Origin of the sequence: Actinomyces israelii (genome assembly GCF_030253495.1) — a bacterium.
Taxonomy (GTDB): domain Bacteria; phylum Actinomycetota; class Actinomycetes; order Actinomycetales; family Actinomycetaceae; genus Actinomyces; species Actinomyces israelii.
On record NZ_CP124548.1, the window covers coordinates 2791163 to 2815377 of the forward strand.

A 24215-nucleotide genomic window follows, 5' to 3' on the forward strand; every position below is an offset into this window, starting at 1 on the left:
ATAGTCTCATGCAGATCGACATGACGAACGAGGAACGGGACATCCTTATCAGGTGGAAGAAGCGCTCGGACACCTACAGGCTTGTGAGAATGAAGGCGGAGGCGATTCTGTACGCCTGGCGCGGCGTCGGCCTGGATATTATCGCGGAGATGGTCGAGCGGGCCGAGGGGACGGTACGTGAGTGGCTGTCGGAATGGCGGCAGACCAGGCTGGGCTCCGTGGTAACCGGTCACGCCGGCAACGAGAACGCGGCAAAGCTCAAGCGGGCGCAGAAGAAGGAGCTGGAGGAGATTCTCAGTAGACCGCCGTCGGAGGCAGGCGTCAAGGCCGGCTTCTGGGACGTCCCGGCCCTTAAGGACGTCGTGTCCATCAAGTTCGGCGTCGAGTACAGGTCCGAGTCCTCCTACCGGCTGCTCATGCGCTTTCTGGGCATGAGCTTCAAGCTCCCCGACCCGTTCGACAAGCGCCGCGACGAGAAGGCCATCACCAGGCGGATGGCCGAGATCCGGGACCAGGTCGCCGATCTGCTGAAAGAAGGCTGGGAGGTCTACACCGTCGACGAGGTCCGCGTCGAGCACGAGGCCGAGACCCGGCGCATGTGGCTTCCCAAGGGAAAGAGAACAAAGCTGTACGTGGACCGCAAGAAGGCGAGCCAGTCGTTCTTCGGGGCGCTGAGCCTGACGACCAAGAAAATGAGGATCTACCCGATTCAGGGAAACCAGAACGCCGAGCAGATCACCCTCATGATGGGTCGCCTGGCGCGCGAGACCGATGAGGGGAAGAAGATCGCGGTGGTCCTGGACAACGCCAGGTTCCACCACGCCAAGGCCTTGAACGATCTTTATGCACCTGGTCAGGCTCTGGAGCGCATCACGCCCATCTACATGCCCCCCTACGCCCCCGACCACAATCCCACAGAACACGTGTGGAACGCCGCCAAGAACAATATCGCCAACCTCCAGCGCGACACCCCGGAGAACACCTTCGCGGCCTTCACCGCCTACATCACCAACCGCACCTTCGACTACGACTTCGAGCACCTCCCAATCACACCGCCACGCACCGATCTTGTTTAATTCCAGCCAGAGTTCGCGTGTTGCACAAGGTCTCAATTCAGATGTCGCTCTAATAAGAGAGGCCTCGAATGCGGGGTGCAGGATATGCCTCAGGCAGAGCAGCCTTTAGCTGATGATCGCATGTAACTCTATTGACGTTGTCGGCTGCTCGCCTCACTGGCTTGAATAGTAGATCACGCACGACATACATTTTAAGGACCTGAAAATTTGGGAGAAGACACGATGTCCACCGTTCTGCCGCGCTTGAGTATCAGAGCCTTCGCCAAGACCCCCGCGGTTCTCGACTATCTGCTTTTCTCCGCGGGCGTGGGATTCATTCAAGTCGGCATCTCGCTCGACCGGGGTGACGACCATCATCTTTCCCGTATTTGCGCGAAGCAACTTGCAACGAGACGCATACAGCTCGACGTCGACGACATAGAACGGCTGGAGTGGCACGGACCACCAGAACCATTCGAACCACTACGTGTGAGACTGGACTCCTTGCGCGACGGAGGGCTCATCAGACTCGTCATGCATGGACAGCCTCTGTTCCTGAGTGTTGAAGCCCGCACATGCACCATCTCCAGATCGCTATACGATCAACGCCGAACAAAAGTGTAGTCATTTACAGAACTCACGAGATATGGCGGTGAGGGCCGCGAAGGTGTTCTTCGGGGCGAGCGCGCGGGGCTGCCGGGCGTCTGGTGTGTCGTCGGGACGGGGCAGGTGCTGGGCTACTCCTACGACACGGCCGAGCATCTGAGTCAGGTGGTGGCCGACGGGGACCTGGTGGCCCGCATCGAGCGGGACCTCGCGGCGCAGACGGTGCGCGCGCACGGCCCGGGCGGGACCCTACCCGCACCAGCACAAGCGGCATACGGTGAGGGCATGAGCGATAACACCGGCCGCCCCGCAGACTCCACCCCCTACGCGGACCTCCTGACCGCCTCTTTGGACCGCTCCCGCGAGCGCTTCGACCGCGCCCTGGACGGCGTCACCCTCGAGCAGGCCAACACGCGCCCCGCCCCGGAGACGGCGCCGCGCATCGACTCCCTGACCTGGCTCGCCTGGCACGCGGCCCGGGAGATCGACCTGCAGGTCTCGGCCCTTGCCGGCGTCGAGCCGCTGTGGACCTCGACCGGCTTCAAGGAGCGCTTCGCCCTGCCGCTGCCCGACAACACCGAGGACTGGCGCCACACGCCCGAGCAGGCCGCCCTGGTGCGCGTGAGCAGCCTTGCCGTCCTCACCGACTACCTCGACGCCGCCTACGCGCTCATCCGCGACTACCTGACCAGTCTGAAGCCGGCGGCCCTCGCCGAGATCATCGACCGCTCCTGGCAGCCGCCGGTCACCCGCGGCTCGCGCCTGGCCTCGATCATCGACGACGCCGCCCAGCACTCCGGCCAGGCCGTCTACTCCCGCCGCCTGCTCGGTCTGGAGGGCTGAGGCGCCCCGCGGCACCCGCACCGCCATCCCATCTGTGCCGCTATCCGCCCATACAGGGACGGCAGAGATGCGGAGGGGAGCGCACCGTCATGGACATATGGACATCACGACCCCTGCTCTCCCGTCCCGATCTACCAGCAGACCCGCAACGGCGTCGTCGAGGGCTTCCGCCCGACTCGAGCCGCGCCCCGGCGGCTGCCTCGTCTCCGTGCGCGCCCTCGCATCGGCCTTCGCCGTCACCCCGGCCACCATCCATCACCAGGACCTACGACCTTCTGCGCGCCGAGGGCCTGGTGGTCACCGGCGCCAAGTGACGGCAGCCCGACTGACGTGGCCTGCAATCCGCGCGGAAGGCGGGGGCGGCGGGGCCCGGGGGCGCCGTCTGATTCAAGGTTGCGCAGGATGATCGCTCTCCCAGCCAGCGGTGCGCCCGGTCGCGGACCGCTGCTTCGCCCTGTCGGACACGGCGGGCCACCCGGAGGCCGACTTCGAGGAGACTTCGAGGAGCTGATCGCCCGCCTGCGCGTCGTCACAGGGGGCTGAGGCGCAGCCGCCTCCTACGAGCCGGAACCGGACCGATCTCGACGCGGAATACGACCGATCTCGGCGTCAGAGGGAGGAGGCCACGGCCTCGCCGCGGCGCAGGACGCGCACGGGCGCGAGCTCGGCGTCGGCGACCACCAGGTCCGCCCACCTGCCGGGCTCCAGGGCCCCGATCGAGCGGTCGCCCAGGATCTCGGCGCCCTGGCAGGACGCGGCGTAGACGGCATCGACCAGGTCGACCCCGCCGCGCCAGGTGGTGCGCACGACGTCGATGAGGTGCGCGGTGCCCCCGGCGATCGCGCCGCCGTCCCTCAGGCGGGCCACCCCGTCGGCCACCGTGACCGCGGCGGGCCCGAGCACGTAGTCGCCGTCGGGCATGCCGGCGGCCGCCATGGCGTCGGTCACCAGGACCACGCTCTCCCGCCCGAGGGTCTCGAACACGTCGAGGACGATCGCCGGGGCCAGGTGGACGCCGTCGCCGATCATCTCCACGACGCACTCGCCCCGCCGGGCGGCGGCGAGGAGCTCGGGGACGGGCCCGGGGGCGCGATGGTGCATGGGCCGCATGCCGTTGAACAGGTGGGTGGCGGTAGGGCGGGCCGAGCGCACCGGCCTGCCGGCCCGCAGGCGCGCCGCGATGCGGGCCGAGGCGTCGGCCAGGCCGGCGCGCACGGGGGCCGCCTCGGAGTCGGTGTGCCCGAAGGAGGGCAGGGCGCCGCCGTCGACCAGCGCGGCCACGACGCCGCCGTCGCCGGTGATGCCGGGCTTCTCCGGGGCGATCGTCATGGTGACGACGTGCCCGCGGCCGAGCTCGATGAGCTCGCGGGTCAGCGCCGCGTCGGGGTCGATGATGTAGGTGGGGTCCTGGGCCCCGCAGCGCTCGACCGAGACGAAGGGGCCCTCGAAGTGGATGCCGGCGAGCTCGCCCGCGTCGCACAGGTCGGCCAGGACGCGCGTGCGGGCCCTCAGGACGTCGGCGGCCGCGGTCACGCAGGAGGCGACCAGGCTCGTGGTGCCGTGGCGGCGGTGCTCCAGGACGGAGACCATGGCCTGGTCAGCGCTCTCGGCGTTGGGGAAGGACTCCCCGCCGCCGCCGTGGCAGTGGACGTCGACGAGGCCGGGCAGCAGGTATCCGCCCTCGGGGGCGACGACGGCGCCGGCCAGCAGGTCGTCCCAGCCGGCCCGCCCGGCCTCGGCCGCGGCCCCCACCCACGCAATGTGCCTCTCGGCGACGACGACCAGGCCGTCCTCGATAATGGTGAAGGGGGTGACGACTCGCCCGCGCAGGGCCTCGGCAACACTGCTCATGCCCCGCAGTGTAGCCCCAGACATCTGACATCCGCCGAGGTCCCCGACCTCGACGGCCTCGGCTCACGGCCGCTTGGCTCGGCTTCTCGCGGCCCCCCCGGCGCGCACGACAGCCGGCCGGCGCCGGCCCGGGACGGCTGGGACGGCACGCTCATCAGCTCCTCCGCCTCCACAGCCGCAGGCCGCCCAGGGTGCAGATCCCGGTCACGGGCAGGGCCAGGAGCAGCCGCAGCCACTCGACGCGGCTCACCCCGGTGCCCGTGTAGACGCCGATCATGACGTCGAGCCACTGCTTGAGCGGGTTCCACTCCAGGATCTTCTAGAGGACCTCGGGCAGGGCGTCCAGGGGAGCGGCCCCGCCCGAGCCGAAGAACATGATGAAGGAAGACCGCGGCGGACAGGGCCTGGGTGGTGCGGGTGGAGACGCGCAGCGTCCCGATGAGGAAGCCCAGCGCCGACAGCCACAGGACCGAGCCGAGCAGGAGCAGGAGGTAGACGGGGCTCCACAGGCTCGCCCGCAGGCCGTCGTGCAGCCCGACCACCAGGATGATGATCGTCGAGGCGCCGGCCGCCAGGACCAGGGTGGAGGCCAGGACGGCCGCGGCGAACAGCCGGCTCGGCAGAGGCACGACGGCGTAGCGGCGGTCCACGCCGTGGCTGCGCAGCTCGGCGAGGTAGATCGGCAGGCCCATGAGCAGGAGGTTGGCCACCACGGTGAGGACAAGAGCGGAGAACATGGCGTCGATGAAGTGCACTCCGGGGCCGATCTCGGTGGAGCCGTGGGGGATGCCGATGAAGACGTACATGATCACCGGGAACGCCAGGGAGAAGAACACCGCGACGGGCTCGCGCAGGAGCAGGACGAGCTCCTGACGCGCCCACACGGGCAGGATCCGCCACCAGGGCGCGGGGCGGGCGCGATCGGATACCGCCGTCCGCGTCCGCTCGTTCCGGTTCATGGAGCGGCTCATCGTGCCGCCCTCCCCTCTGCACTGGTCGCGGCGGCCCCAGCGGTACCGACCGCACTGGCCGCGCCGACCGTCACCGCGTAGGTGAAGACGTCCTCCAGGCGGATCGGTCCGCGCAGCACGTCCTGGCACCCCAGCCCGCCGCGCTCGCGGGCCGCCTCGACCCGCTCGCCGACCCGCACGACCTTGTCCCTGGAGCCCACCAGGAGGCGGGTGTCCCCGGTTCCAATGAGTTCGACGTCGTGGCGCCGCGCCCAGGCGTCGACGTCGGGGGCGACCCCGATGAGGCGCAGTCTCCACCGGCCGCCGGCGAGTCCCAGCACATCCTCGACCGGTCCCTGGAGCACGAGCCGGCCCCGGTTGAGCACCAGCAGCCTGTCGGCGTAGGCCTCCGCCTCGCTCAGGTCGTGCGTCGAGGCCAGGACCGCGACGCCCTCATGGCGTCGGCGCCGGAGGAACTCCCACAGCTCGGCGCGCGCGACCGGGTCGATCCCGCTGGTCGGCTCATCGAGGACCAGGGCGCGGGGACGCCCGATGCAGGCCAGGACGACGTCCAGCCGCCTGGCCCATCCGCCCGACAGGGAGCCGACCGGAGAGTCCACGTAGGCATCCAGACCGAGCTGTGCGACGATCTCGGCCACCGGCCCGGGGTCGTCGTACAGGCACGCGGCGGCACTGATGGCCTCCTTGACCTTGAGCCGCTGGGGCAGGCCCGCCTCCTGGAGCTGGACGCCGATGACCATCCGCTGCTCCCCCGACGGCCGCACCCGCCGGCCGGCGACGCGGACCTCGCCCGCGGTGGGCGAGCGCAGGCCGGAGACCATCTCCATGGCGGTGGTCTTGCCCGAGCCGTTGGGGCCCACGAGGACGACGATCTCGCCGGGGGCCACCGAGAAGGACACGTCGTCCAGGGCGGGCGCCTCTGCGCCCGGGTACCGCTTGGACGCCCCCTCCCACTCCATCACACGCCGCGCGGCGGAGGCGACGTCACCGATTCTGCTGCCGCCCGTCGACGGCGCTCCCCGCTCTCGATCCCGCTTCAGCATGTCGTCCACAGCCTCACCCTTTCGCAGAAACAAACCAGTTTGTATAACAAACTGCCGGAGCAAGAGCACCTCTTCTGATTTGGGTTGCAAACTCATTCGCAGAAGAGACCGAGGCGGTCCGTACAGCCGAGGCGGTCCGCGCATCTGGGTCACTCCGGCCGCGCACGCGCGAGCACGACCCGAGCTCCCCGACGCCGTTGGTGACGGAACGTGGTCCGGTCTCGCAGGGGCTCGTGCCGGGCGCACCGGGGCAGCACGGAGTATCAGCAGACTATGGCGGGCGGGAGGCCTCGTGCCGGTCATGCCGGGGGTGCGCCCCTGCTGCGCTCCTACTGCGCCAGGCGCTTCTCGACGGTCCTCACCGCCCGGGCCACGTCGCGCTCGGCCCGGGCCGAGGGCGCGGTCCCGCCCAGCCACAGCAGGCCCTCCCCCACGGGCCGCACGCCCACCACGCGTCCCCGGTCGACCAGGAGAGGGCGGAACATGCCGTTGGAGGCCGGGCAGATGAGCCGCTCGCCGGAGGCGCCGGTCAGGCAGCTGCGGTCCTTGTAGCCCACGTGGAGCTCGTCGAAGGACGGGAGGAAGCGGGCTGCCAGGGCCTGTCTGCGGCCGGCGTCGAGCAGATCGGGCAGATCGGCGCGCATGTAGAGCGCGCTCGTGCGCGGCGCCGGCTCCCCCGCGCCCAGGACGCGCAGCCGTCCCCGCAGGCCGCCCTCGGTGACGGCGCGCACCAGGGGCACCCGGGCCGCCTCGGCATCGGCGTCGTAGCCCTCCCCGCCGGTCTCCTCCAGGGCGTCCTCCAGCGCCCGGGCGGCCTCCCGCTTGGGCAGGGTGGTCCAGCGGGCCAGGTTGTCGGCGCTGACGGGCCCGTGGCTGGTGGCGTAGCGGCGGGCGATCTCGGCCAGGGCCGCCGCGTGGCCCGGGCGGCCCCGCCCGACCCCGGGCCCGGCCGGCCCGCTGTCGGCGTCGGGCAGGGGGCCGGCGTCGACCACCAGGTGCTCGTTGCCGCGGTGCGGCCCCTGGACCAGGACCCCGTCGCGCTGCAGGCGCACAAGAAGATGGCGGCGCCGGTAGGCCGAGACGTTCTCGCCGCGGAAGGCCTCCATGAGCCCGGCCTCCTGCCAGGCAGCCAGCAGCTCGGCCCGCGGCAGCGGCCCGCGCCGCCCGATCACGCTCAGGGCGACCTCGGCGGCGCGCCCGCACAGGGCCTCGTCGACGCCGTGCTCGGCCTCACTGCGCCGCGTCCAGGCGTCCATGCGGTGCATGAGGGCCACGCGCAGCCAGTGGTGGTCCGCGGCGGCGGTGATGTGGACGGTGCCGCGCATGGGCCAGGAGCGCACCAGGTCGCCGCGCGCGAAGGCAGCCCCCACGTCACTGCCCACGGCGCCGCGGGCGCGCACGATCAGGGCGTGCGGCACCGCGGAGACCTGCTGGCCCTGGACGGCGAGCTGACGGCGCACGGCCTCCACGGGCGTCGGCGCGGCGGTGGCCCCGACCAGCCCGTGGGCGACGATCCGCAGCAGCGAGGCCTCCCGGGGCAGGGGGACACCGGACCTCGCGGGTCTCTGGCTCATGGACGGCTCCTTGCGGCGGGGACCGCCCCACCCTACAGGCCGACCCGAGGCCGGACGCCCTTCACAGCTCGTCGAGCACCGGACGGCACATGACGGACTCGCGACCGGCCTTGTCGACACTGCGCACCAGCTGGATCCTCATTCCGTAGACCTCGGAGAGGTTGGCCTCCGTGAGGACCTCATGACCGGCCCCGTAGGCGAGGAACCCCCCATCGCGCATAAGCGCCGCTTTCGACGGGAAGTAGAGAGCCTGATCAGGGCTGTGCGTGATCATAATGACCGCCTTGCCCTGCTGGACAGCGAGCCGGTGCGCCATCGTGATCACCATCGTGGAGTTCCTGTAGTCCAGGTGACTCGTCGGCTCATCCATCATGACCAGCTCGGTGCCCTGGGCCAGGGCCCGGGCGATAAGAACCATCTGCCGCTCACCCCCCGACAGGCGCGTGTAGGCCTCGGCCGCCAAGGGGGACAGGCCGACGGCATCAAGAGCCTCGGCGCAGATGGCCCGGTCCTCGCGACTCGGGTTCCCAAGGGGCCCGAGATGCGGAGTGCGCCCCATGGCGACCACGTCCTCGACGGTGAAGGGGAAGGGCGCGGAGTGGTCCTGAAAGACCATGGCGGCTCTGCGCGCAAGATCCCGCGGGCTCATCGCGGACACGTCCCGGCCGAGGAGCCGGATGCGGCCGGCGCCTGGTCTCGCCTGGCCGAGCAGGAGGCGCATCAGGGTGGACTTCCCGCAGCCGTTCGCGCCCAGCACCATGAGGACCTCGCCCGCGGCGAGCTCGAAGCTCACGTCTTTCAGGACGAGGCGCCCGGGCACGTACCCGAAGGCCACATGCTCGACGCTGACCACCGGGGCGCCGGCGGAGGAGGCGCTGCTCACTGGACCCATTCCGCTTTCGTGCGGCGCAGCAGGAGCGCGAAGAAGGGGGCGCCGATCAGCGCGATGGGGATCGACAGCGGCAGAGAGGTCTCGGAGGCCGAGCGGGTGAGATCGTCAATGAGCAAGAGGAAGGTGCTGCCGAGGACGGCCGCCGTCGGCAGGAGCTTCCGATGGTCCGGACCGACGAGCATCCGCGCCATATGGGGGATGACGAGCCCGATCCACCCGATCGCCCCGCACTGGGACACGGCGGTGGCGGTCATGGCCGTCGCGCAGACGATCGCGATGGTCTTGAGCCGCTGCGTGTTGACGCCCAGGGAGCGCGCCTCGTCGTCGCCCATGGTGAGCAGGTTGAGTCGCCACGCAGCGGCCATGAGCCCTGCCGCTCCAATGAGGATGACCGGCGCCGCGAAGGCCAGGTTCTCCCAGTGCATTCCGACCAGCGACCCCATGAGCCAGAATGTGATGGCGGGGAGGTCGTCATAGGGGTCCGCGAGGTACTTGGTGATGGAGACCCCCGCGTTGAACAGGGAGGCGACGACGACCCCCGCCAGGATCAGCATGACGTTGGGGATAGTACCGCGGACCCGGGCGAGCCAGTAGGCGATGGCGACTCCTCCCAGACCGAAGGAGAAGGCGAGAACCTGTACCAGTGGCGAGTGCGCGTCACGCGTCAGGATCCCCACGGCGGCGCCGAAGGAGGCGGCCGCGGAGACCCCCAGGATGTCCGGGGAGACCAGGGGGTTGCGGAAGACCCCCTGGTAGGCCGCGCCCGAGCAGGACAGCGCCGCTCCGACGAGCACCGCCATGAGGACTCTTGGCCAGCGGATCGTCCAGACGACCTTGGCGTCGAGCGCGCCCCAGGTCTGCTCGACCGGAAGGACCTTGGAGGCCAGGATGCGCACAGCCTCCCAGGGAGACATCGAGTAACGGCCGATCACGAAGGACGCGAGGATGGAGGCGAGCAGCACCGCGATGCAGGACGCCAGGACAACGCTGAAAGGAAGGGTGCGGCTCCGGCGCCCGGCCCGGCCCGGCGCCTGCCCGCGGCGACCGGCGCGGTCGACGCCGGCTCCCGCCCGATCAGCGCTTGAAGACATCCTCGACCGTCGCGCCATCGGCAAGGGTGAACAGGGTGCGCATGTCGTCGTCGGTCAGCTCGAAGCCGAAGTAGGTGGAGTAGAAGTTCCGGGCAGCCGTCTCCATGTCGATGTCGGCGAAGAGCTCGGGCTGGATCGCCTTGGCGAAGAACTGCATGGCGAGGTACTCCTCGGGGCCGTTGTAGGCCCAGGCCATGGCGCCGCGGGGGATGACGAAGATCTTGTTGCTCTTCACGGCCTGCAGGTCGGAGAAGACCTGGTCCTTCTGGATCATGGTGCGGATCTCCGGAGAGTCCACCAGAAGGATGCTCGGGTCCCACTCCAGGAGCTGCTCCGGCTCAATAGCGGTCTGCCCCGACGGGCCCTTCGACTCACCCGTGACACCTTCCGCGGCGTTAACGCCCCCGGCCATGGTGATGAGCTGCTGGCCAATGGCCGAGCCGTTGTTGGCCTGGAGGGTCTCCCCGTTACCGGAGAGCTGGACGACGGTTGGCTTCTTGTCCTCGGGCAGGTCCTTGGTCTTGGCCTCGATGCCGGCGCGGATGTCGTCGAACTCGGTTCCGTAGCTGGTCGCGCTCTCCATCTGGGCGCCGCCGATGGCCTCGCCGTAGTGGACCTGGTTGTCGCGTACGCGGTTGAGGAAGTCCTCGTCCTCGACGGCGACGCCGCCGATGCAGGCGATGCCGAGCTCCTCGAGCTGCTTGCGGGTGTCCTCGCCGTACCGGGAGGCGTAGGCGACCAGGTCGGGCTCGGCGTTGAGCAGCTCCTCGACATTCGTGGTGTTGTTCGAGAAGACGACGGGCAGGTCGGCGAGCTGCGGGTACTTGGACTGGATCCACGCGTTCTTCCCGGTCGAGTCCTCAATGGCGACGAGCTTGTCGACGCCGCCGAGCAGGAGCACCGCGGTGGTCTGAGCGGGAGCCGTTGTAGCGATGCGCTGGGCCTCCCACGGCACCGTGATAGTGCCGAGGGAGTCCTCGATCGTGCGGGTTGAGGGGTGGCTGGCAGTACTGTCGGCGCTCGCGACATCACCGGGGCTGCTCGTGCCGCAGCCGGAAAGAACAAGGGACCCGATGGCCAGGACGACGGCGGCCAAGCGCAGCGCGGGAGAACGCATGGTGATCCTCCTGGGAAGAACGGTTGAAGATCAAGCCAATGGTAACGGGAGAATCATCAGGAATGATGGCTTTTCACCCTTGCGATCCCACCGAGTTCTCGGCCCATTACGACGATCCCGCCGCCCGGGGCTGAATACTCGTCGGACAACCGGCCCAGCAGGGATCAGAAGAGGCGGGAGCCGGGGTCGTCCATGCCGCGCATGGCGTCGTAGTCCAGCACCACGCAGCGGATGCCGCGGTCCTCGGCCAGCACCCGGGCCTGCGGCTTGATGGTCTGGGCGGCGAACACCCCGCTCACCGGCGCCAGGACCGGGTCGCGGTTGAGCAGCTCGAGGTAGCGGCTCAGCTGCTCGACGCCGTCGATGCCGCCCACGCGCTTGAGCTCGACGGCCACCGAGCCGCCGTCGGCGTCCCTGGCCATTATGTCCACCGGGCCGATGGCGGTGGGGTACTCGCGTCGCACGAGCCGCCAGCCGGGCCCCAGGACCTCGATCTGCTCGGCGAGGAGCTCCTGGAGGTGGGCCTCGACGCCGTCCTTGGTCAGGCCCGGGTCCACGCCGAGGTCCGCGCTGGTGTCCGAGAGGACCTCGAAGACGCGGATGATGAGCCGGTCGTCGGTCTTGGCGGCGCGCACCTCCCAGCGGGAGACGACGCCGGCCTCGCGGTCCTCCTCATCGGGCTCCGCCTCGCTGAGCCGGGCGGGCGGGCTCATCCAGTTCAGCGGCTTGTAGGAGCCGCCGTCGGAGTGGACCAGGACCGACCCGTCCGCCTTGACCATAATGAGGCGGGTGGCCCGGGGCAGGTGGGCGTCCAGGCGCCCGGAGTAGTCGACGGAGCAGCTGGCAATGACGACACGCACGCGACCACCCTAGCCGGTAGTCTCGGAGCCCGACGACACGCCGGCCGCCGAGCTTCCCGCGGCGGCGGGCAGCAAGGAGCACCCATGAGCCGGACCGCCGACATCTACTCCGTCGCCGCCGACATCTACCCGACGGTGGCGGCTCCCCAGACCGAGGCCATGGGGGCCGCCCTCGCGGAGCTGCTCGCCGGACCGCGCCCCGGCCCGCTCGACGGCGCGCCCGGGGCCGCGGCAGACTCCCCCGTCCTCGACCTCGGCTCGGGAACCGGCGGCGCCCTGCCCTACCTGGCGCGGCTCGGGAGCGGACCGCTCTACGCCGTCGAGCCGAGCGCGGCCATGCGGGCGGGGCTCATGGCGACCGTCTGCGCCGTGCCCGGGCTGGCGGAGCGCACAACCGTCCTGGGCGGCGCCCTGGACGACGTCGAGCCCCTCCTGCCCGACCGCCTGGGCGCTGTGACCGCCCTCAACATGCTCGGGCACCTCGACGAGGCCGCCGAGGACCGCTTCTGGGGGCTCGTGCGCGAGCGCCTGGTGCCGGGCGGCGCCGTCGTCATCGCCCTTCAGGGGCCGCTGGAGCCCGTGCCCGTGCCCTGGACCGACTTCGGGACGACGGCGGTCGGCGATCTGCGCTACCGCACCGAGGGCCGGGCCGACCCGGAGGGCGGAGCGATGGCCTGGACCATGCGCTGGACGATCTCGACCGCCGACGGCGCCGTCCTGGAGACGCGCACCGCCCACCTGTCCTGGCGGGTCCTCACGCCGGACCACTTGCGCGAGCGGGCCGCCGGCGCGCTGTGCGAGCCGGGCCCCGCCAGGGACGACCTGCTCCTCCACTCCTTCCGGCGGCTGTGAGACGGGCCGCGTCCGACCTCCCGGGGCGGCCGGCGATGGCGCAAACCCCTCGGGCATGCTCATCATATCCCCCGTGACTTCTGCGACTTCCGATACCACCCCGCCGCCGTCGCACTCGGAGGCGGTGCGCTAAGGGTGGCCCCTGCCCCGGCGCCGCGGCGCCTACCTGACCGGGACCGCCGGGCCCGACCGCCTCGGCGGGCTCGACGCCGCCCGCGGGCTGGCGCTGCTCGGGATGATGGCGGCGCACGTGGGTTTCACGACCTGCGGGCTGACGTCCCTGTCCGGCGTGCTCAATCAGGCGCACGGCCGCTCCGCGGTCCTCTTCGCCGTCATCGCCGGGTTCTCGCTGGGCATCATGTCCGGGCGCACGCGCCCCCACACCGGCGAGGCCCTGGTGCGCACCCGCCTGCGGATCCTCGTGCGCTGCGCACTGCTGCTGGTGCTGGGCACGTGCCTGGCGGTGCTCGGCCCGCCGGTAGGAGTCATCCTGGGCTACTACGCCGCCTGGCTCGCCCTGGCCCTGCCCTTCCTCGCGTGGCGCCCCCGGAGCCTGTTCGTCCTGGCGGCCGTCACCGCGGCAGTCGGCCCTGTGATCAAGATCGGCCTTCCCGTCGTGCTGGACTCTCTGGGGATGACCGCCCAGCCGTTCCTGACGGACGGCAATATCGCCGTCATCTCCTTCCTCATCACCGGGCTGTACCCCGGCGCGCTGTGGATGGCCTACATCTTCCTGGGGCTGGGCCTGTCCCGCCTGGACTGGTCGCGCTCGCGCAACCTGTGGCGCCTGGCCGCGGTCGGCGTGCTGTGCGCCGTCGTCGGCTACGGCGGCGGCTGGGCCGCCAGCAGCGTTGCGGCCCCGGACGGCCCCGATCCCTATCACCTGGTCTCCCCCGCCGAACCCGCCCAGTGCTCCACCGGGCCGGGCCGCCTCGATCCGGCGGTCGGCCGCAGTGGGCGGGCCGGCTCGTCGGTCGGGCCCGACGCCGCCGGGTTCGGCGCGGGCACGACGCCGGAGCCGGCGGCGGGGCCGACGCCCTCCGCCGACCCGATCGAGACCGCGCCCGGGGACGGCGAAGGCATCGACGCCGGCGGCGGGAAGGGGGCCATCGGCGCGTCCGCATCCTTCTCCCTCGAGTCCCTGGCCACCGCGGGCCCGCACACGGACACGCCCTTCGAGGCGGCGGGCTCCGGCGGCACGGCCATGGTCGCCTTCGCTCTTCTTCAGCTTCTCTCCCGCCGTCTGCGCCGGCTGATCGCCCCGCTGGCGGCCGTGGGGTCGATGTCGCTGACCGTCTACTGCGGGCACGTGCTCGCCGCCTGGGCGCTCCTCATCTGGACCGATGCCCTGAGCTCGAAGAGCAACCTGGCCTGGGGCGCCATGTCGATCGGGTTCGTCGCCTTCGCCATGGCCTGGTTCGCCGTCTTCGCCCGCGGTCCGCTGGAGCACCTCGTCCACGTCATCTCCGTGCGCGCGACCCGCGCCCGGCCGTGACACGGACCGGCCGACCGCCGACCGCCCCGAAACCAGTCAGCTCCGCCCCGCTCTCAGCGGCCCGTAGTCGCACGGGCCGCCACACCGTCGGTGCCGAGGCGGGCTCAGAGGAACCTCGGCTGTGTCGGGGCGGCGGCCTCGAGCCAGGCCACCATCGCCGAGTGCGAGTCCTCGATCATGGCCAGATCGAAGTGCTCGCCGCGGTAGGTGCACTCGACATCGACGACGCGCCCGCCCGCTCCCCGGTGGCGGACCCTGCCGAGCTCGATGTCGGCGCGCTCGAAATGGTAGCGGGGCCGCACCGACAGCGAGATCAGTCGCGTCCAGTCCACCGAGTCCCCGCCGAAGGTGGCGATGCCGCTGGTCCAGCGGGTGCGCCCGGGCCGTCGCAGGGCGCACTCGAAGGAGCCCACGCGCCCGGCCAGGTAGCGCAGGCGGACAATGAAGACCCCGGTCAGGACGAGCACGACGAGCGCCGCCGCGCCCACCGCCGTCCAGACCGAATGTCCCATGGATGCTCTCCTCAGTCCTCGATATCCGGGATATCGGGAACACCTATGTCCTCGGCCGGCGCGTCGTCGGCCCCGGTGTCCCTCGCCTCCTCCCCGGCGACATCGGCCGCCACGGTGACGGTGTCGTGGTCCACCGAGCAGAAACCGCCGGCAACCGGGACCTCGACGGGCCCGTCGTCCAGGGAGGTGATTCGCACAGTACCACGACCCACGATCGCCAGGATCGGCTGACGCCCCGGCAGGACCCCGAGCTCGCCGTCCACCAGCGGAACCGTGACCTGCCTGGCCTGCCCGCTCCAGGCCTCCCCGCCGAAGCGGGAGACGACCTCCACACTCAGCGGCCCAGCCATGTCAGGCCGCCGTGCTCTCGGCCGCGCGACGCTCCAGGTCGTCGATGCCGCCGATATTGAAGAAGACCTGCTCGGGCAGGTGGTCGTAGTCGCCGTCCGCGATGCGCTTGAACGCCTCGACCGTCTCGGCCACGGGCACCGTCGAGCCGGGCACGCCGGTGAACTTCTCCGCCATGTACATGTTCTGGGAGAGGAACTGCTCGATGCGCCGCGCCCGGCCGACGGTGACCTTGTCCTCCTCGGAGAGCTCGTCGATGCCCAGGATCGCGATAATGTCCTGGAGCTCCTTGTTCTTCTGGAGGATCGACTTCACGCGGGTGGCGACCTCGTAGTGCTCCCGACCCACGTACTGCGGGGCCAGCAGGCGCGAGGTGGAGGCCAGCGGGTCCACGGCGGGGTAGATGCCGCGCGCGGCCACCTCGCGGGACAACTCGGTGGTGGCGTCCAGGTGGGCGAAGGTCGTGGCCGGGGCCGGGTCGGTGTAGTCGTCGGCGGGCACGTAGATGGCCTGCAGGGAGGTGATGGAGTGGCCGCCGGCCGAGGTGATGCGCTCCTGGAGCAGGCCCATCTCGTCGGCCAGGTTGGGCTGGTAGCCCACGGCCGAGGGCATGCGGCCCAGCAGCGTGGAGACCTCCGAGCCGGCCTGGGTGAAGCGGAAGATGTTGTCGATGAACAGCAGCACGTCCTGGTGCTGGACGTCGCGGAAGTACTCGGCCATGGTCAGGGCGGACAGGGCCACCCTCAGGCGCGTGCCCGGCGGCTCGTCCATCTGGCCGAACACCAGGGCGGTCTTGTCGAAGACGCCGGCCTCGCCCATCTCCACAATGAGGTCGTTGCCCTCGCGGGTACGCTCGCCCACGCCGGCGAAGACGGACACGCCGTCGTGGTCGAGGGCCACGCGCTGGATCATCTCCTGGATGAGGACCGTCTTGCCCACGCCGGCGCCCCCGAACAGGCCGATCTTGCCGCCCTGGACGTAGGGGGTGAGCAGGTCGATGACCTTGATGCCGGTCTCGAACATCTGCTCCTTGGACTCCAGCTGGTCGAAGGCCGGGGGCTGACGGTGGATGGGCCAGCGCTCGGAGATCTCCAGGTGCTCGCCGGGGCCGAGGTTGAGGATCTCGCCGGTGACGTTGAAGACGTGGCCCTTGGTGATGTCGCCGACGGGCACCGAGATGGGGGCGCCGGTGTCGCGCACCACCGAGCCGCGCACGAGGCCGTCGGTGGGCTTCAGGGAGATCGTGCGCACGACGTTGTCGCCCAGGTGCTGGGCGACCTCGAGGGTGATCTCGTGCGGCTCCTCGCCCTCGCCGGTCGCCTGGATGGTCACCTTGAGGGCGTTGTACATCGCCGGAATCGCGTCCGGCGGGAACTCGACGTCGACGACAGCGCCGATGATCCGGGTGACGCGCCCGGTACCGGGAGTGGTGGTGTCAGCCATGATGCGTTCTTCCGTGTCCGTTCTGCCAGAGCTGGGGTCTGTGGTCCCGCCTACTCGGCTCCCAGGGCGTCGGCACCCGAGACGATCTCCGTAATCTCCTGGGTGATGTCGCCCTGGCGCGCCGCGTTGGCCAGGCGGGTGTAGGTGTTGATGAGGTCCTCGGCGTTGTCCGTGGCGGTGTGCATGGCCTGCTGGCGGCTGGCGAGCTCGGAGGCGGCCGCCTGGAGCAGGGCGTTACGGATGCGCGAGCGGACGTAGCGGGTGAGCAGGCCGTCGAGGACCTCGGAGGTGGAGGGCTCGAAGTCGTACAGGGGCTCGGCCCCCGTCGCCTCGGGGTGGACCCGCGGCTGTGTGGCGGCGATGTCCTCCCGGTTGAGCTCGCCGGGCCCATCGACGTCGACGACGGTCAGCGGCAGCATGCGGCGCACCTCGGGGACCTGGGCGACCATGGAGACGTAGCGGGTGAAGACGATGTGCACCGAGGCCACCCCTCCGGCCGAGGCCGAGGTGAGGAAGTAGTCCAGGAGCACGGTCGCGACCTCGTCGATGGCGGCGTCGGAGGGGCGGTCGGACTCGCCGATCCAGGAGTACTCCACCGTCCGCTCGCGGAAGGTGAAGTAGGAGTGGGCGCGCCGCCCGAAGGTGAAGATCACCGGCTCCTTGCCGTTCTCAATGAGCTGGTCGATGAGCCGCTCGGACTCGCGCAGGATCGTCGCCGAGTAGGCGCCGGCCATGCCGCGGTCGGAGGTGACGACCAGGACGGCGACCCGGTTGGTGTCCCTGCGCTCCTGGACGACCGGGTGGTCCAGGTGCGTGTAGGTGCCCACGGCGGCCACGGCCTCGGACAGGGCGTGGTCGTAGGGACTCGCCTCCTGCGCGTTGCGGCGTGCGGCACCGATCCGGGAGGAGGCGATGAGCTCCATGGCCCGGAACACCTTCTGGAGGGTCTGGGTGGATCGGATGCGCTGCTTGTAGACGCGCTGGTTGCCTGCCACGTCAGCCCCTCTTGAGGACGATCTGCTCGGTCGTGTGCTCCGCGGGGACCTCCTCCTCCGCGGCGGCGACCTCGCCGGACAGCATCTTGCCCCCGGCCAGGTAGGTGCTGCGGAAGGACTCCACCGCGGCGCGCAGCGCCTTCTCGGTCTCCTCGTCGAGGACGCCGCTGTCCCGGATGGCGCCCAGGATCTCGGTGTTGCGGCGCAGGTGGTCCAGGAGGGCGGCCTCGAAGGGCAGGACGTCGGCGACGTCGAGGTCGTCGAGGTAGCCATTGGTCCCGGTCCACACGCTGGCGACCTGCTCCTCGACCGGATAGGGCGTGAACTGCGGCTGCTTGAGCAGCTCCATGAGGCGCGCGCCGCGGGTCAGCTGCTGGCGGGTGGCGGCGTCCAGGTCGGAGGCGAACATGGCGAAGGCCTGCATGGAGCGGTACTGCGCCAGGGTGATCTTGAGCGTGCCGGCGACCTTCTTCATGGCCTTGACCTGGGCGGCGCCGCCGACGCGGGACACCGAGATGCCGACATCGACGGCCGGCCGCTGGTCGGAGTTGAACAGGTCGGACTGGAGGAAGATCTGCCCGTCGGTGATGGAGATGACGTTGGTGGGGATGTAGGCGGAGACGTCGTTGGCCTTCGTCTCGATGATCGGCAGGCCGGTCATCGACCCGGCGCCCAGGTCGTCGGACACCTTGGCGCAGCGCTCCAGGAGGCGGGAGTGCAGGTAGAAGACGTCGCCCGGATAGGCCTCGCGGCCCGGCGGCCGGCGCAGGAGCAGGGAGACGGCGCGGTAGGCCTCGGCCTGCTTGGACAGGTCGTCGAAGATGATGAGCACGTGCTTGCCGGAGTACATCCAGTGCTGCCCGATGGCGCTGCCGGTGTACGGGGACAGGTACTTGAACCCGGCGGGGTCGGAGGCCGGGGAGGCGACGATCGTGGTGTACTCCAGGGCGCCGCGCTCCTCCAGGACGGAGCGCACCGAGGCGATGGTCGAGCCCTTCTGGCCGGTGGCCACGTAGATGCAGCGCACCTGCTGGGCGGGGTCGCCGGTCTCCCACACGGCCCTCTGGTTGAGGATCGTGTCCAGCGCGATGGCGGTCTTGCCGGTCTTGCGGTCACCGATAATGAGCTGGCGCTGGCCGCGGCCGATGGGGATCATGGAGTCGATGGCTTTCAGCCCGGTCTGCAGCGGCTCGTGGACCGACTTGCGGGACATGACGCCGGGCGCCTGGAGCTCCAGGGCGCGCCGCCCCTCGGTGCGGATCTCGCCCAGGCCGTCGATGGGGCGGCCCAGGGGGTCGACGACGCGGCCGAGGTAGCCGTCCCCGACGGGCACGGACAGGACCTCCCCGGTGCGCCGCACGGTCTGGCCCTCGTCGATGCCCGCGAAGTCTCCCAGGACGACGACGCCGATCTCGCGCTCGTCGAGGTTCATCGCCAGGCCGGCCGTGCCGTCCTCGAAGGCGAGGAGCTCGTTGGCCATGACACCGGGCAGCCCCTCGACGTGGGCGATGCCGTCGGCGGCGAAGACGACGTAACCGACCTCCTCCGCCGCGACCTGCGCGGGCTTGTAGGACGCGACGAACTCGTCCAGGGCCGAACGGACGTCCTCCGGCCTGATGGTCAGCTCTACCATCTGTCGTCTCCTTGCTGTGTGCTCAGTGTGCTCAGGAAGTCTGTGGATGGGCTCGGCCCGTGAGCCGGGTGCGCAGTGCGGCGACGTTGCTGCGGACGGTGGAGTCCATGACGAGGTCGCGCACGGAGACCCTGACCCCGCCGATGACCGAGGGGTCCACCGTCGTGTTGAGCTCGATGTCGGTGCCGATGCGGCCGGCGAGGATGGCGCGCAGGCGCGCCTCCTGGGCCCTCGTCATCGGAATGGCGGTGACGACGTCGGCAATGGTGCGGTTCTGCAGGTCGGCGGCCAGCTCGGTGACCCGGCGCAGGTTGTAGGGCACTCCGCCGACGGCGATCTCCGGCTGGTGCCGCACGCACCAGACGACCAGGCTCATCGCCGGCCCGGAGATGCGCGAGGCGAACAGGCGGCGGGCCAGGCGGACGCGCTCCTCCTTGCTGATGCGCCGCGAGGGCTCGAGGGCGACGCGGATCTCCCGGCTGTCGGCCAGGACCCGCCGGACGGCGAAGAGCTCCTGCTCGACGTCCTCAAGGGTGCCGCCGGCGCGCGCTCCGGCGAGGATGGCCTGGACGCCCAGGTCGTGCAGGGCGGTGATGAGGTCGACGGGCCGCGACCAGCGCCCGCGGACGAGGGCCTGGATGAGGGCGACGACGCGCTCGTCCATCCGTCCCGCGAACAGGCGGGCCGCCAGCACCGCCTTGTCGTCGGGCTCGCGACCGGGGTCGGTCAGCGGTCCGCGCAGCGGGTTGGCGGCGACCTCGTGCGCAAGGGTCAGGATCTCCTCGCCGAGCTCCTGACCCTGCACGCCCGCCGAGGCCAGGACGGGAGCCCAGGCCTCGGCAGCGGAGGCGCGGCTGGCGGCGGTCCCGGTTCTCACCGGACCGCCCCGTCCCCGGTGGTGGCGCGCCGCTCACCGGCGGGCGCCGCCTCGAGCTCGTCGAGGAAGCGGTCGATGACCCGCGCGGACAGCTCGGTGTCCTTCAGGTGCTCGCCGACGATCCTCTCGGCCAGGGAGGAGGCCAGGAGCCCGACGTCGGTGCGCAGGCTGATCTGGGCGGCCTGCTTGTCCGCCTGGATCTGGCGCTCGGCGGCGTCCATGGCCTTGCCGGCCTCGCCCTGGGCGGCCTCGCGTGCGGTGGCGATGATCTCCTTGGCCTCGGCCTGGGCGTCCTCGCGGATCTTGGCGGCCTCGCGGCGGGCGTCCTCGAGCAGGCGGGAGGCCCTGAGCTCGGCGTCGGCATGGTCCCCCTTGGCCTTCTCGGCGAACTCAAGGCCCTCCTGGATGCGGCGGGTGCGCTCGTCGAGGACCGTGGTGAAGCGGGGCAGGGCGTACCTGATGAGCACGATCGCGATAATGAGGAAGGCGACCGTGCCCCACAGCAGGTCGGGGGGCTCGGGCAGCAGCAGGTTGTGGCTGCCCTCGCCGCCCGCCGCGGGAGCGGCGACCAGCGCCGGATGCAGTGGAGTGAGTACGGGGGTCATACAGGACCGCCCGCGCTCAGGAGGTGAAGGCGAAGCCCGCGGCGAAGCCGAGCAGACCGAGGGCCTCGATAAGGGCGGCGCCGATGAACATGTTCGTGCGCAGGGCGCCGGCGACCTCGGGCTGGCGGGCGGTGCCCTCCTGGGTCTTGGCCACGACCAGGCCGATGCCGATGCCGGGGCCGAGGGTGGCCAGGCCGTAACCAATGGTCGCAATGCTTCCACTTACCATAGTTGGTTCTCTCCTTGGGGATCGGGTGTCCGGGCGGGCCCGGGGGCTTGTTCTCGGGGTCTAGTGCGTATTGATCGAGGACTCGATGTAGACGGCGGTGAGCAGGGCGAAGATGTAGGCCTGGAGGGAGGCGACGAAGACCTCGAACAGGACGAAGGCCAGGGCGACCCCGAAGGTCACCACGCCCAGGCCCTTGAGGGCGCCGGCGGCGGTGAAGAACAGGGCGCTCGTGGCGGCGTAGCACAGGGCGAGCAGGAAGTGCCCGGAGACCATGTTGGCCAGGAGCCGGATGGTCAGGGTCACCGGACGCATAATGAGGTTGGACAGGAACTCGATGGGGATGATGAGGATCCACAGGACCTTCGGCACCCCCGAGGGCAGCACGGCGCTGCGCAGGAACCCGCCGATGCCGTGGTTCTTGATGCCGGCGTAGAAGAAGGCGATGTAGGCCACCGCGGCGAAGATGATCGGCATGCCGATCACACTGGTGGCGGCGATGTTGAGGCCGGGGATGACGCCGGAGATATTGAGGAAGAGCACCCCCAGGAAGATCGTGGTGATAATGGGCACGTAGGGCTGGGCCCGACGCTTGCCGATAATCTCCTCGGCGATATTGACGCGGGCGAAGTCGAGGAGCATCTCGCACACGTTCTGGAAGCGGCCCGGCACGACCCTGGCGCGGGCGGCGCCCACGGCGAAGAAGAGCACGAGGACGCCAGTCATAATGAGCCGCACCATCATAATGCGGTTGACGGCGAACGGTGTCCCCGCGAGCAGGAAGGCCGTCGGGAAGAAGTCGTTCAGGGACGGCGGCTCGAAACCGCCCTCAGCGGGCAGGGCGACCGCCGCCAGTCCGGCGGCCAGAGTCGCGCTCGTCATTGCCAGGCCTCCTTCGGGACGAGTCGGGGCGTCGTAGGCAGCTCCGCCTGGAACGGGCACCGAACTGCGGGACGCCGAGCAACACCTTACTCGCCCTGCGTCTCAGATTCGACCGTTAGAGCCCGTCCATTGGCCAGAGAGACGATTTCAGTGGCGGTGACGCCCACCAGCACCGCCGCCAGCGTGACCAGGAACCACGCCGGAGACATGGCGGACCTGTGCGGCCCAGCCAGCACCACCACGCCAACCATGACCACGACCTTGCCGGCGAAGGACGCCATGACGCCACTGGAGGCGAGCAGCGGGAAACGGTCCCAGGGCACGGCCAGGGCGGCGGCCGTGATCGCGGTCAGGAGCGCGCCCGCGCCCGCGCCCCAGGCGGCACCGTTCCAGGCCCGCCCGCCCGCCAGGAGCCCGGCGAGCAGGCCGATGGCCGCCAGCGCCCCGCCGACCGCTCCCGTGCGAGCGGCGGCGCGCCGGAAGACCTCCTGGTGCGTGCGCGCAGTACTCACCGGACTCATCGACGAGGTCCTCTCCTGACGTGCCGGGCGCCCAGGCGCCGCGCCCAGGACTGGCGCAGGCCCGGCATCATGTCGGCGGTGATCACCAGCGCCACGACCACGCCGACGCCGGCGCCCGCCAGGACGGCGGGCAGCGGGAAGAAGGCCATGGCGGCGCAGGAGAAGGAGATGAGGGCCGCCCACACGTACATCACCAGCACGGCCCGACGGTGCGAGTGGCCGGCGGCCAGCAGCCGGTGGTGCATGTGCATGCGGTCGGGATGGAAGGGGCTGTGCCCGGCCCAGGTGCGCCGCGTGATCGCCATCACCATGTCGGTCAGGGGCAGCAGCAGCACCGCCAGGGGGATGAGCACCGGCAGGAACACGGGCACGGCCGTCGTGCCCTCGATGGACAGCGGATCGATCTGGCCGGTGACGATAATGGTCCCGGCCGCCGAGATCAGCCCCAGCTGCATGGAGCCGGAGTCGCCCATGAAGATGGTGGCCGGGTGGAAGTTGTGGGGCAGGAAGCCCACGCAGATCCCGATCAGGGCGGCGATCACGGTGGCGGCCAGGGACGTGTAGGAGGCGGGCTGGGTGGTGCGGGTGAGCACGTAGACGTAGAGGAAGAAGGCGCTGGCGCCGATGCCGATGATGCCGGCCGCCAGGCCGTCGAGCCCGTCGACGAAGTTGACCGCGTTGATGACCGCCAGCACCACCACGATGGTGGAGACCAGGCTCAGCCGCGAGGACCCCAGGGTGACCCCGCCCACCGGGAAGGTGATGAGCTGGACCCCCCGCCAGGCCATGACGCCGGCCGCCAGGATCTGCCCGGAGAGCTTGGCCCACCAGTCCAGCTCCCACAGGTCGTCGACGACCCCCAGCAGGCACACCATGCCCGCCCCCAGCACGACCGCCCACGCGGAGGAGTCGATGACTCCGGCCAGGTAGGGCACCTGGGAGGCCACCGTCACGGCGGAGGCGAAGCCCGCGAACATGGCCACGCCCCCGAGCCGGGGGATCGGGGTGGAGTGGACGTCGCGGGCGCGCACCGGGGTCAGGGCGTTGGACACCAGCGCGACGTGCCGCACGATCGGGACGGCCATGTAGGTGACCGCCGCCGCGACCAGGAGGACCAGCAGGTAGACCCTCATGCCCCGTCCTCCCCGTCCGCCGCACCGGCCGGCGCCGCCGCCCCCGCGGCGCGCAGCACGGCGGCCAGGGCGGCGCGCGAGAGGACCCCGTCGCGCAGCACCACCGGCGCCTCGGCGCGGTCGGCGGCCAGCGACACGATCGTGGAGGGCACGGGTCCGGGCGTGGGGCCGCCGTCGAGCACGACGATGTCCCCCGGGCCGTCGCCGCCGGAGGGGAAGGCGGCGCGGGCGGAGGCGGCGTCGGTGGCCGGGGGCCGGCCGGTGCGGTTGGCGCTGGTGACGGCCATGGGCCCGGTGGCCCGCAGCAGCGCCAGGGTCAGCGGGTGGTCGGGCATGCGCACCGCGATGGTGCCGCCGGTCTCGCCCAGGTCCCAGCTCAGGCGGGGGGCCGCGTCCAGCACCAGGGTGAGCGCTCCGGGCCAGCAGGCCTCGATCAGGGCGCGGGCGGCGGGCGGGGTGCCGGCGACGACGCCGTCGAGCTGGTCGGCGCCGGCGACCAGGACCGGCGGGGGCATCCGGCGCCCGCGCCCCTTGGCCGCCAGGAGCCGGGCGACGGCGCCGGCGTCGCGGGCCAGGGCGCCGATGCCGTAGACGGTGTCGGTGGGCAGGACGAGCAGGCCGCCGCTGCGCACGTGCGCGGTGGTGCGCTCCACCGCCGGGGGCGGCGCCGGGCGCCGGCGCGTCCGGGCCGCCTGCGTTGCGCGGGTATCGTGATCTGGCTGCTCCGTCACGGCGGCCATCCTCCCACGGATCTGCCGAGCGGGGCCCGGCGGGACGCGAGGACGGCGTT

Annotated in this window: 24 protein-coding genes; 4 read left to right on the plus strand and 20 right to left on the minus strand. The window is 70.9% G+C overall.

Going from position 1 to position 24215, the window contains the following annotated elements; genetic code table 11:
- Positions 1–8: 8 nt before the first annotated feature.
- Positions 9–1076, plus strand: a complete 1068-nt coding sequence (locus AIF0345_RS11630; protein WP_285296235.1) for an IS630 family transposase — start codon at positions 9–11, stop codon at positions 1074–1076.
- An 870-nt stretch (positions 1077–1946) separates the two neighbouring features.
- Positions 1947–2504 (plus strand): mycothiol transferase, encoded by a 558-nt coding sequence (locus AIF0345_RS11635; RefSeq protein WP_285296236.1) that lies wholly within the window; start codon positions 1947–1949, stop codon positions 2502–2504.
- Positions 2505–3113: 609 nt separating this feature from the next.
- On the opposite strand, the gene AIF0345_RS11640 is transcribed toward AIF0345_RS11635, so the two are convergent.
- The 8 genes from AIF0345_RS11640 to nucS all read right to left on the minus strand — a co-directional run bounded on the left by AIF0345_RS11640 (position 3114) and on the right by nucS (position 11903).
- Positions 3114–4355 (minus strand): N-acetylglucosamine-6-phosphate deacetylase, encoded by a 1242-nt coding sequence (locus AIF0345_RS11640; RefSeq protein ID WP_285296237.1) that lies wholly within the window; start codon positions 4353–4355, stop codon positions 3114–3116.
- The gene (locus tag AIF0345_RS11645; RefSeq protein ID WP_285296238.1) at positions 4352–5314 is read right to left on the minus strand and encodes a hypothetical protein; all 963 of its coding nucleotides are present in this window, start codon (positions 5312–5314) and stop codon (positions 4352–4354) included. Before AIF0345_RS11645 ends, AIF0345_RS11640 begins: the two co-directional genes overlap by 4 nt.
- A gap of 8 nt (positions 5315–5322) precedes the next feature.
- Positions 5323–6369: an ABC transporter ATP-binding protein gene (locus tag AIF0345_RS11650; protein ID WP_285297938.1), complete on the minus strand. Its 1047-nt coding sequence runs from the start codon at positions 6367–6369 to the stop codon at positions 5323–5325.
- 329 nt (positions 6370–6698) lie between these two features.
- Positions 6699–7943: a DNA glycosylase AlkZ-like family protein gene (locus tag AIF0345_RS11655; RefSeq protein ID WP_285296239.1), complete on the minus strand. Its 1245-nt coding sequence runs from the start codon at positions 7941–7943 to the stop codon at positions 6699–6701.
- Between the two features lie 61 nt (positions 7944–8004).
- Entirely contained in the window at positions 8005–8826 is an 822-nt protein-coding gene (locus tag AIF0345_RS11660) for an ABC transporter ATP-binding protein (protein ID WP_268916963.1), read from the minus strand.
- The gene (locus tag AIF0345_RS11665) at positions 8823–9926 is read right to left on the minus strand and encodes a FecCD family ABC transporter permease (protein WP_285296240.1); all 1104 of its coding nucleotides are present in this window, start codon (positions 9924–9926) and stop codon (positions 8823–8825) included. The genes AIF0345_RS11660 and AIF0345_RS11665 overlap by 4 nt, the downstream gene beginning before the upstream one ends.
- Positions 9910–11043 (minus strand): ABC transporter substrate-binding protein, encoded by a 1134-nt coding sequence (locus AIF0345_RS11670; protein WP_285296241.1) that lies wholly within the window; start codon positions 11041–11043, stop codon positions 9910–9912. The genes AIF0345_RS11665 and AIF0345_RS11670 overlap by 17 nt, the downstream gene beginning before the upstream one ends.
- Positions 11044–11207: 164 nt before the next feature.
- The gene (gene nucS, locus AIF0345_RS11675) at positions 11208–11903 is read right to left on the minus strand and encodes an endonuclease NucS (RefSeq protein ID WP_043560382.1); all 696 of its coding nucleotides are present in this window, start codon (positions 11901–11903) and stop codon (positions 11208–11210) included.
- An 84-nt stretch (positions 11904–11987) separates the two neighbouring features.
- On the opposite strand from nucS, the gene AIF0345_RS11680 reads away from it, so the two are divergent.
- Together AIF0345_RS11680 and AIF0345_RS11685 are read left to right on the plus strand one after the other, a co-directional pair.
- A complete protein-coding gene (locus tag AIF0345_RS11680; RefSeq protein WP_285296242.1) occupies positions 11988–12755 on the plus strand; it encodes a class I SAM-dependent methyltransferase in 768 nt (255 codons plus the stop codon).
- A gap of 166 nt (positions 12756–12921) precedes the next feature.
- On the plus strand, positions 12922–14250 hold the full coding sequence (locus AIF0345_RS11685; RefSeq protein ID WP_285297939.1) for a heparan-alpha-glucosaminide N-acetyltransferase domain-containing protein: 1329 nt from the start codon (positions 12922–12924) through the stop codon (positions 14248–14250).
- Positions 14251–14354: 104 nt separating this feature from the next.
- Here AIF0345_RS11685 and AIF0345_RS11690 read toward each other — a convergent pair whose 3' ends face one another.
- The 12 genes from AIF0345_RS11690 to AIF0345_RS11745 all read right to left on the minus strand — a co-directional run bounded on the left by AIF0345_RS11690 (position 14355) and on the right by AIF0345_RS11745 (position 24156).
- The gene (locus AIF0345_RS11690) at positions 14355–14762 is read right to left on the minus strand and encodes a DUF2550 family protein (RefSeq protein WP_043560385.1); all 408 of its coding nucleotides are present in this window, start codon (positions 14760–14762) and stop codon (positions 14355–14357) included.
- 11 nt (positions 14763–14773) lie between these two features.
- Positions 14774–15112 (minus strand): F0F1 ATP synthase subunit epsilon, encoded by a 339-nt coding sequence (locus tag AIF0345_RS11695; protein ID WP_043560386.1) that lies wholly within the window; start codon positions 15110–15112, stop codon positions 14774–14776.
- 1 nt (position 15113) lies between these two features.
- Positions 15114–16553, minus strand: coding sequence for a F0F1 ATP synthase subunit beta (atpD, locus tag AIF0345_RS11700; RefSeq protein WP_043560390.1), 1440 nt, complete (start codon positions 16551–16553; stop codon positions 15114–15116).
- Positions 16554–16603: 50 nt separating this feature from the next.
- Positions 16604–17548 carry a F0F1 ATP synthase subunit gamma gene (locus tag AIF0345_RS11705; RefSeq protein WP_268916957.1) on the minus strand — a complete coding sequence of 315 codons (945 nt, stop codon included), beginning with the start codon at positions 17546–17548 and terminating at the stop codon, positions 16604–16606.
- A gap of 1 nt (position 17549) precedes the next feature.
- The gene (gene atpA / locus AIF0345_RS11710) at positions 17550–19181 is read right to left on the minus strand and encodes a F0F1 ATP synthase subunit alpha (protein ID WP_043560394.1); all 1632 of its coding nucleotides are present in this window, start codon (positions 19179–19181) and stop codon (positions 17550–17552) included.
- A 31-nt stretch (positions 19182–19212) separates the two neighbouring features.
- Positions 19213–20058, minus strand: coding sequence for a F0F1 ATP synthase subunit delta (locus AIF0345_RS11715; protein WP_043560395.1), 846 nt, complete (start codon positions 20056–20058; stop codon positions 19213–19215).
- Positions 20055–20663 (minus strand): F0F1 ATP synthase subunit B, encoded by a 609-nt coding sequence (locus AIF0345_RS11720; protein WP_268916956.1) that lies wholly within the window; start codon positions 20661–20663, stop codon positions 20055–20057. Before AIF0345_RS11720 ends, AIF0345_RS11715 begins: the two co-directional genes overlap by 4 nt.
- A gap of 16 nt (positions 20664–20679) precedes the next feature.
- Entirely contained in the window at positions 20680–20892 is a 213-nt protein-coding gene (atpE, locus tag AIF0345_RS11725) for an ATP synthase F0 subunit C (RefSeq protein ID WP_043560398.1), read from the minus strand.
- A 60-nt stretch (positions 20893–20952) separates the two neighbouring features.
- Complete coding sequence (atpB, locus tag AIF0345_RS11730; protein ID WP_043560401.1) at positions 20953–21771, minus strand: F0F1 ATP synthase subunit A; 819 nt, start codon at positions 21769–21771, stop codon at positions 20953–20955.
- Positions 21772–21857: 86 nt separating this feature from the next.
- A complete protein-coding gene (locus AIF0345_RS11735; protein WP_268916955.1) occupies positions 21858–22292 on the minus strand; it encodes a hypothetical protein in 435 nt (144 codons plus the stop codon).
- On the minus strand, positions 22289–23425 hold the full coding sequence (locus tag AIF0345_RS11740; RefSeq protein WP_043560402.1) for an MraY family glycosyltransferase: 1137 nt from the start codon (positions 23423–23425) through the stop codon (positions 22289–22291). The genes AIF0345_RS11735 and AIF0345_RS11740 overlap by 4 nt, the downstream gene beginning before the upstream one ends.
- A complete protein-coding gene (locus AIF0345_RS11745; RefSeq protein WP_404975930.1) occupies positions 23422–24156 on the minus strand; it encodes an L-threonylcarbamoyladenylate synthase in 735 nt (244 codons plus the stop codon). Before AIF0345_RS11745 ends, AIF0345_RS11740 begins: the two co-directional genes overlap by 4 nt.
- Between the last annotated feature and the right edge of the window lie 59 nt (positions 24157–24215).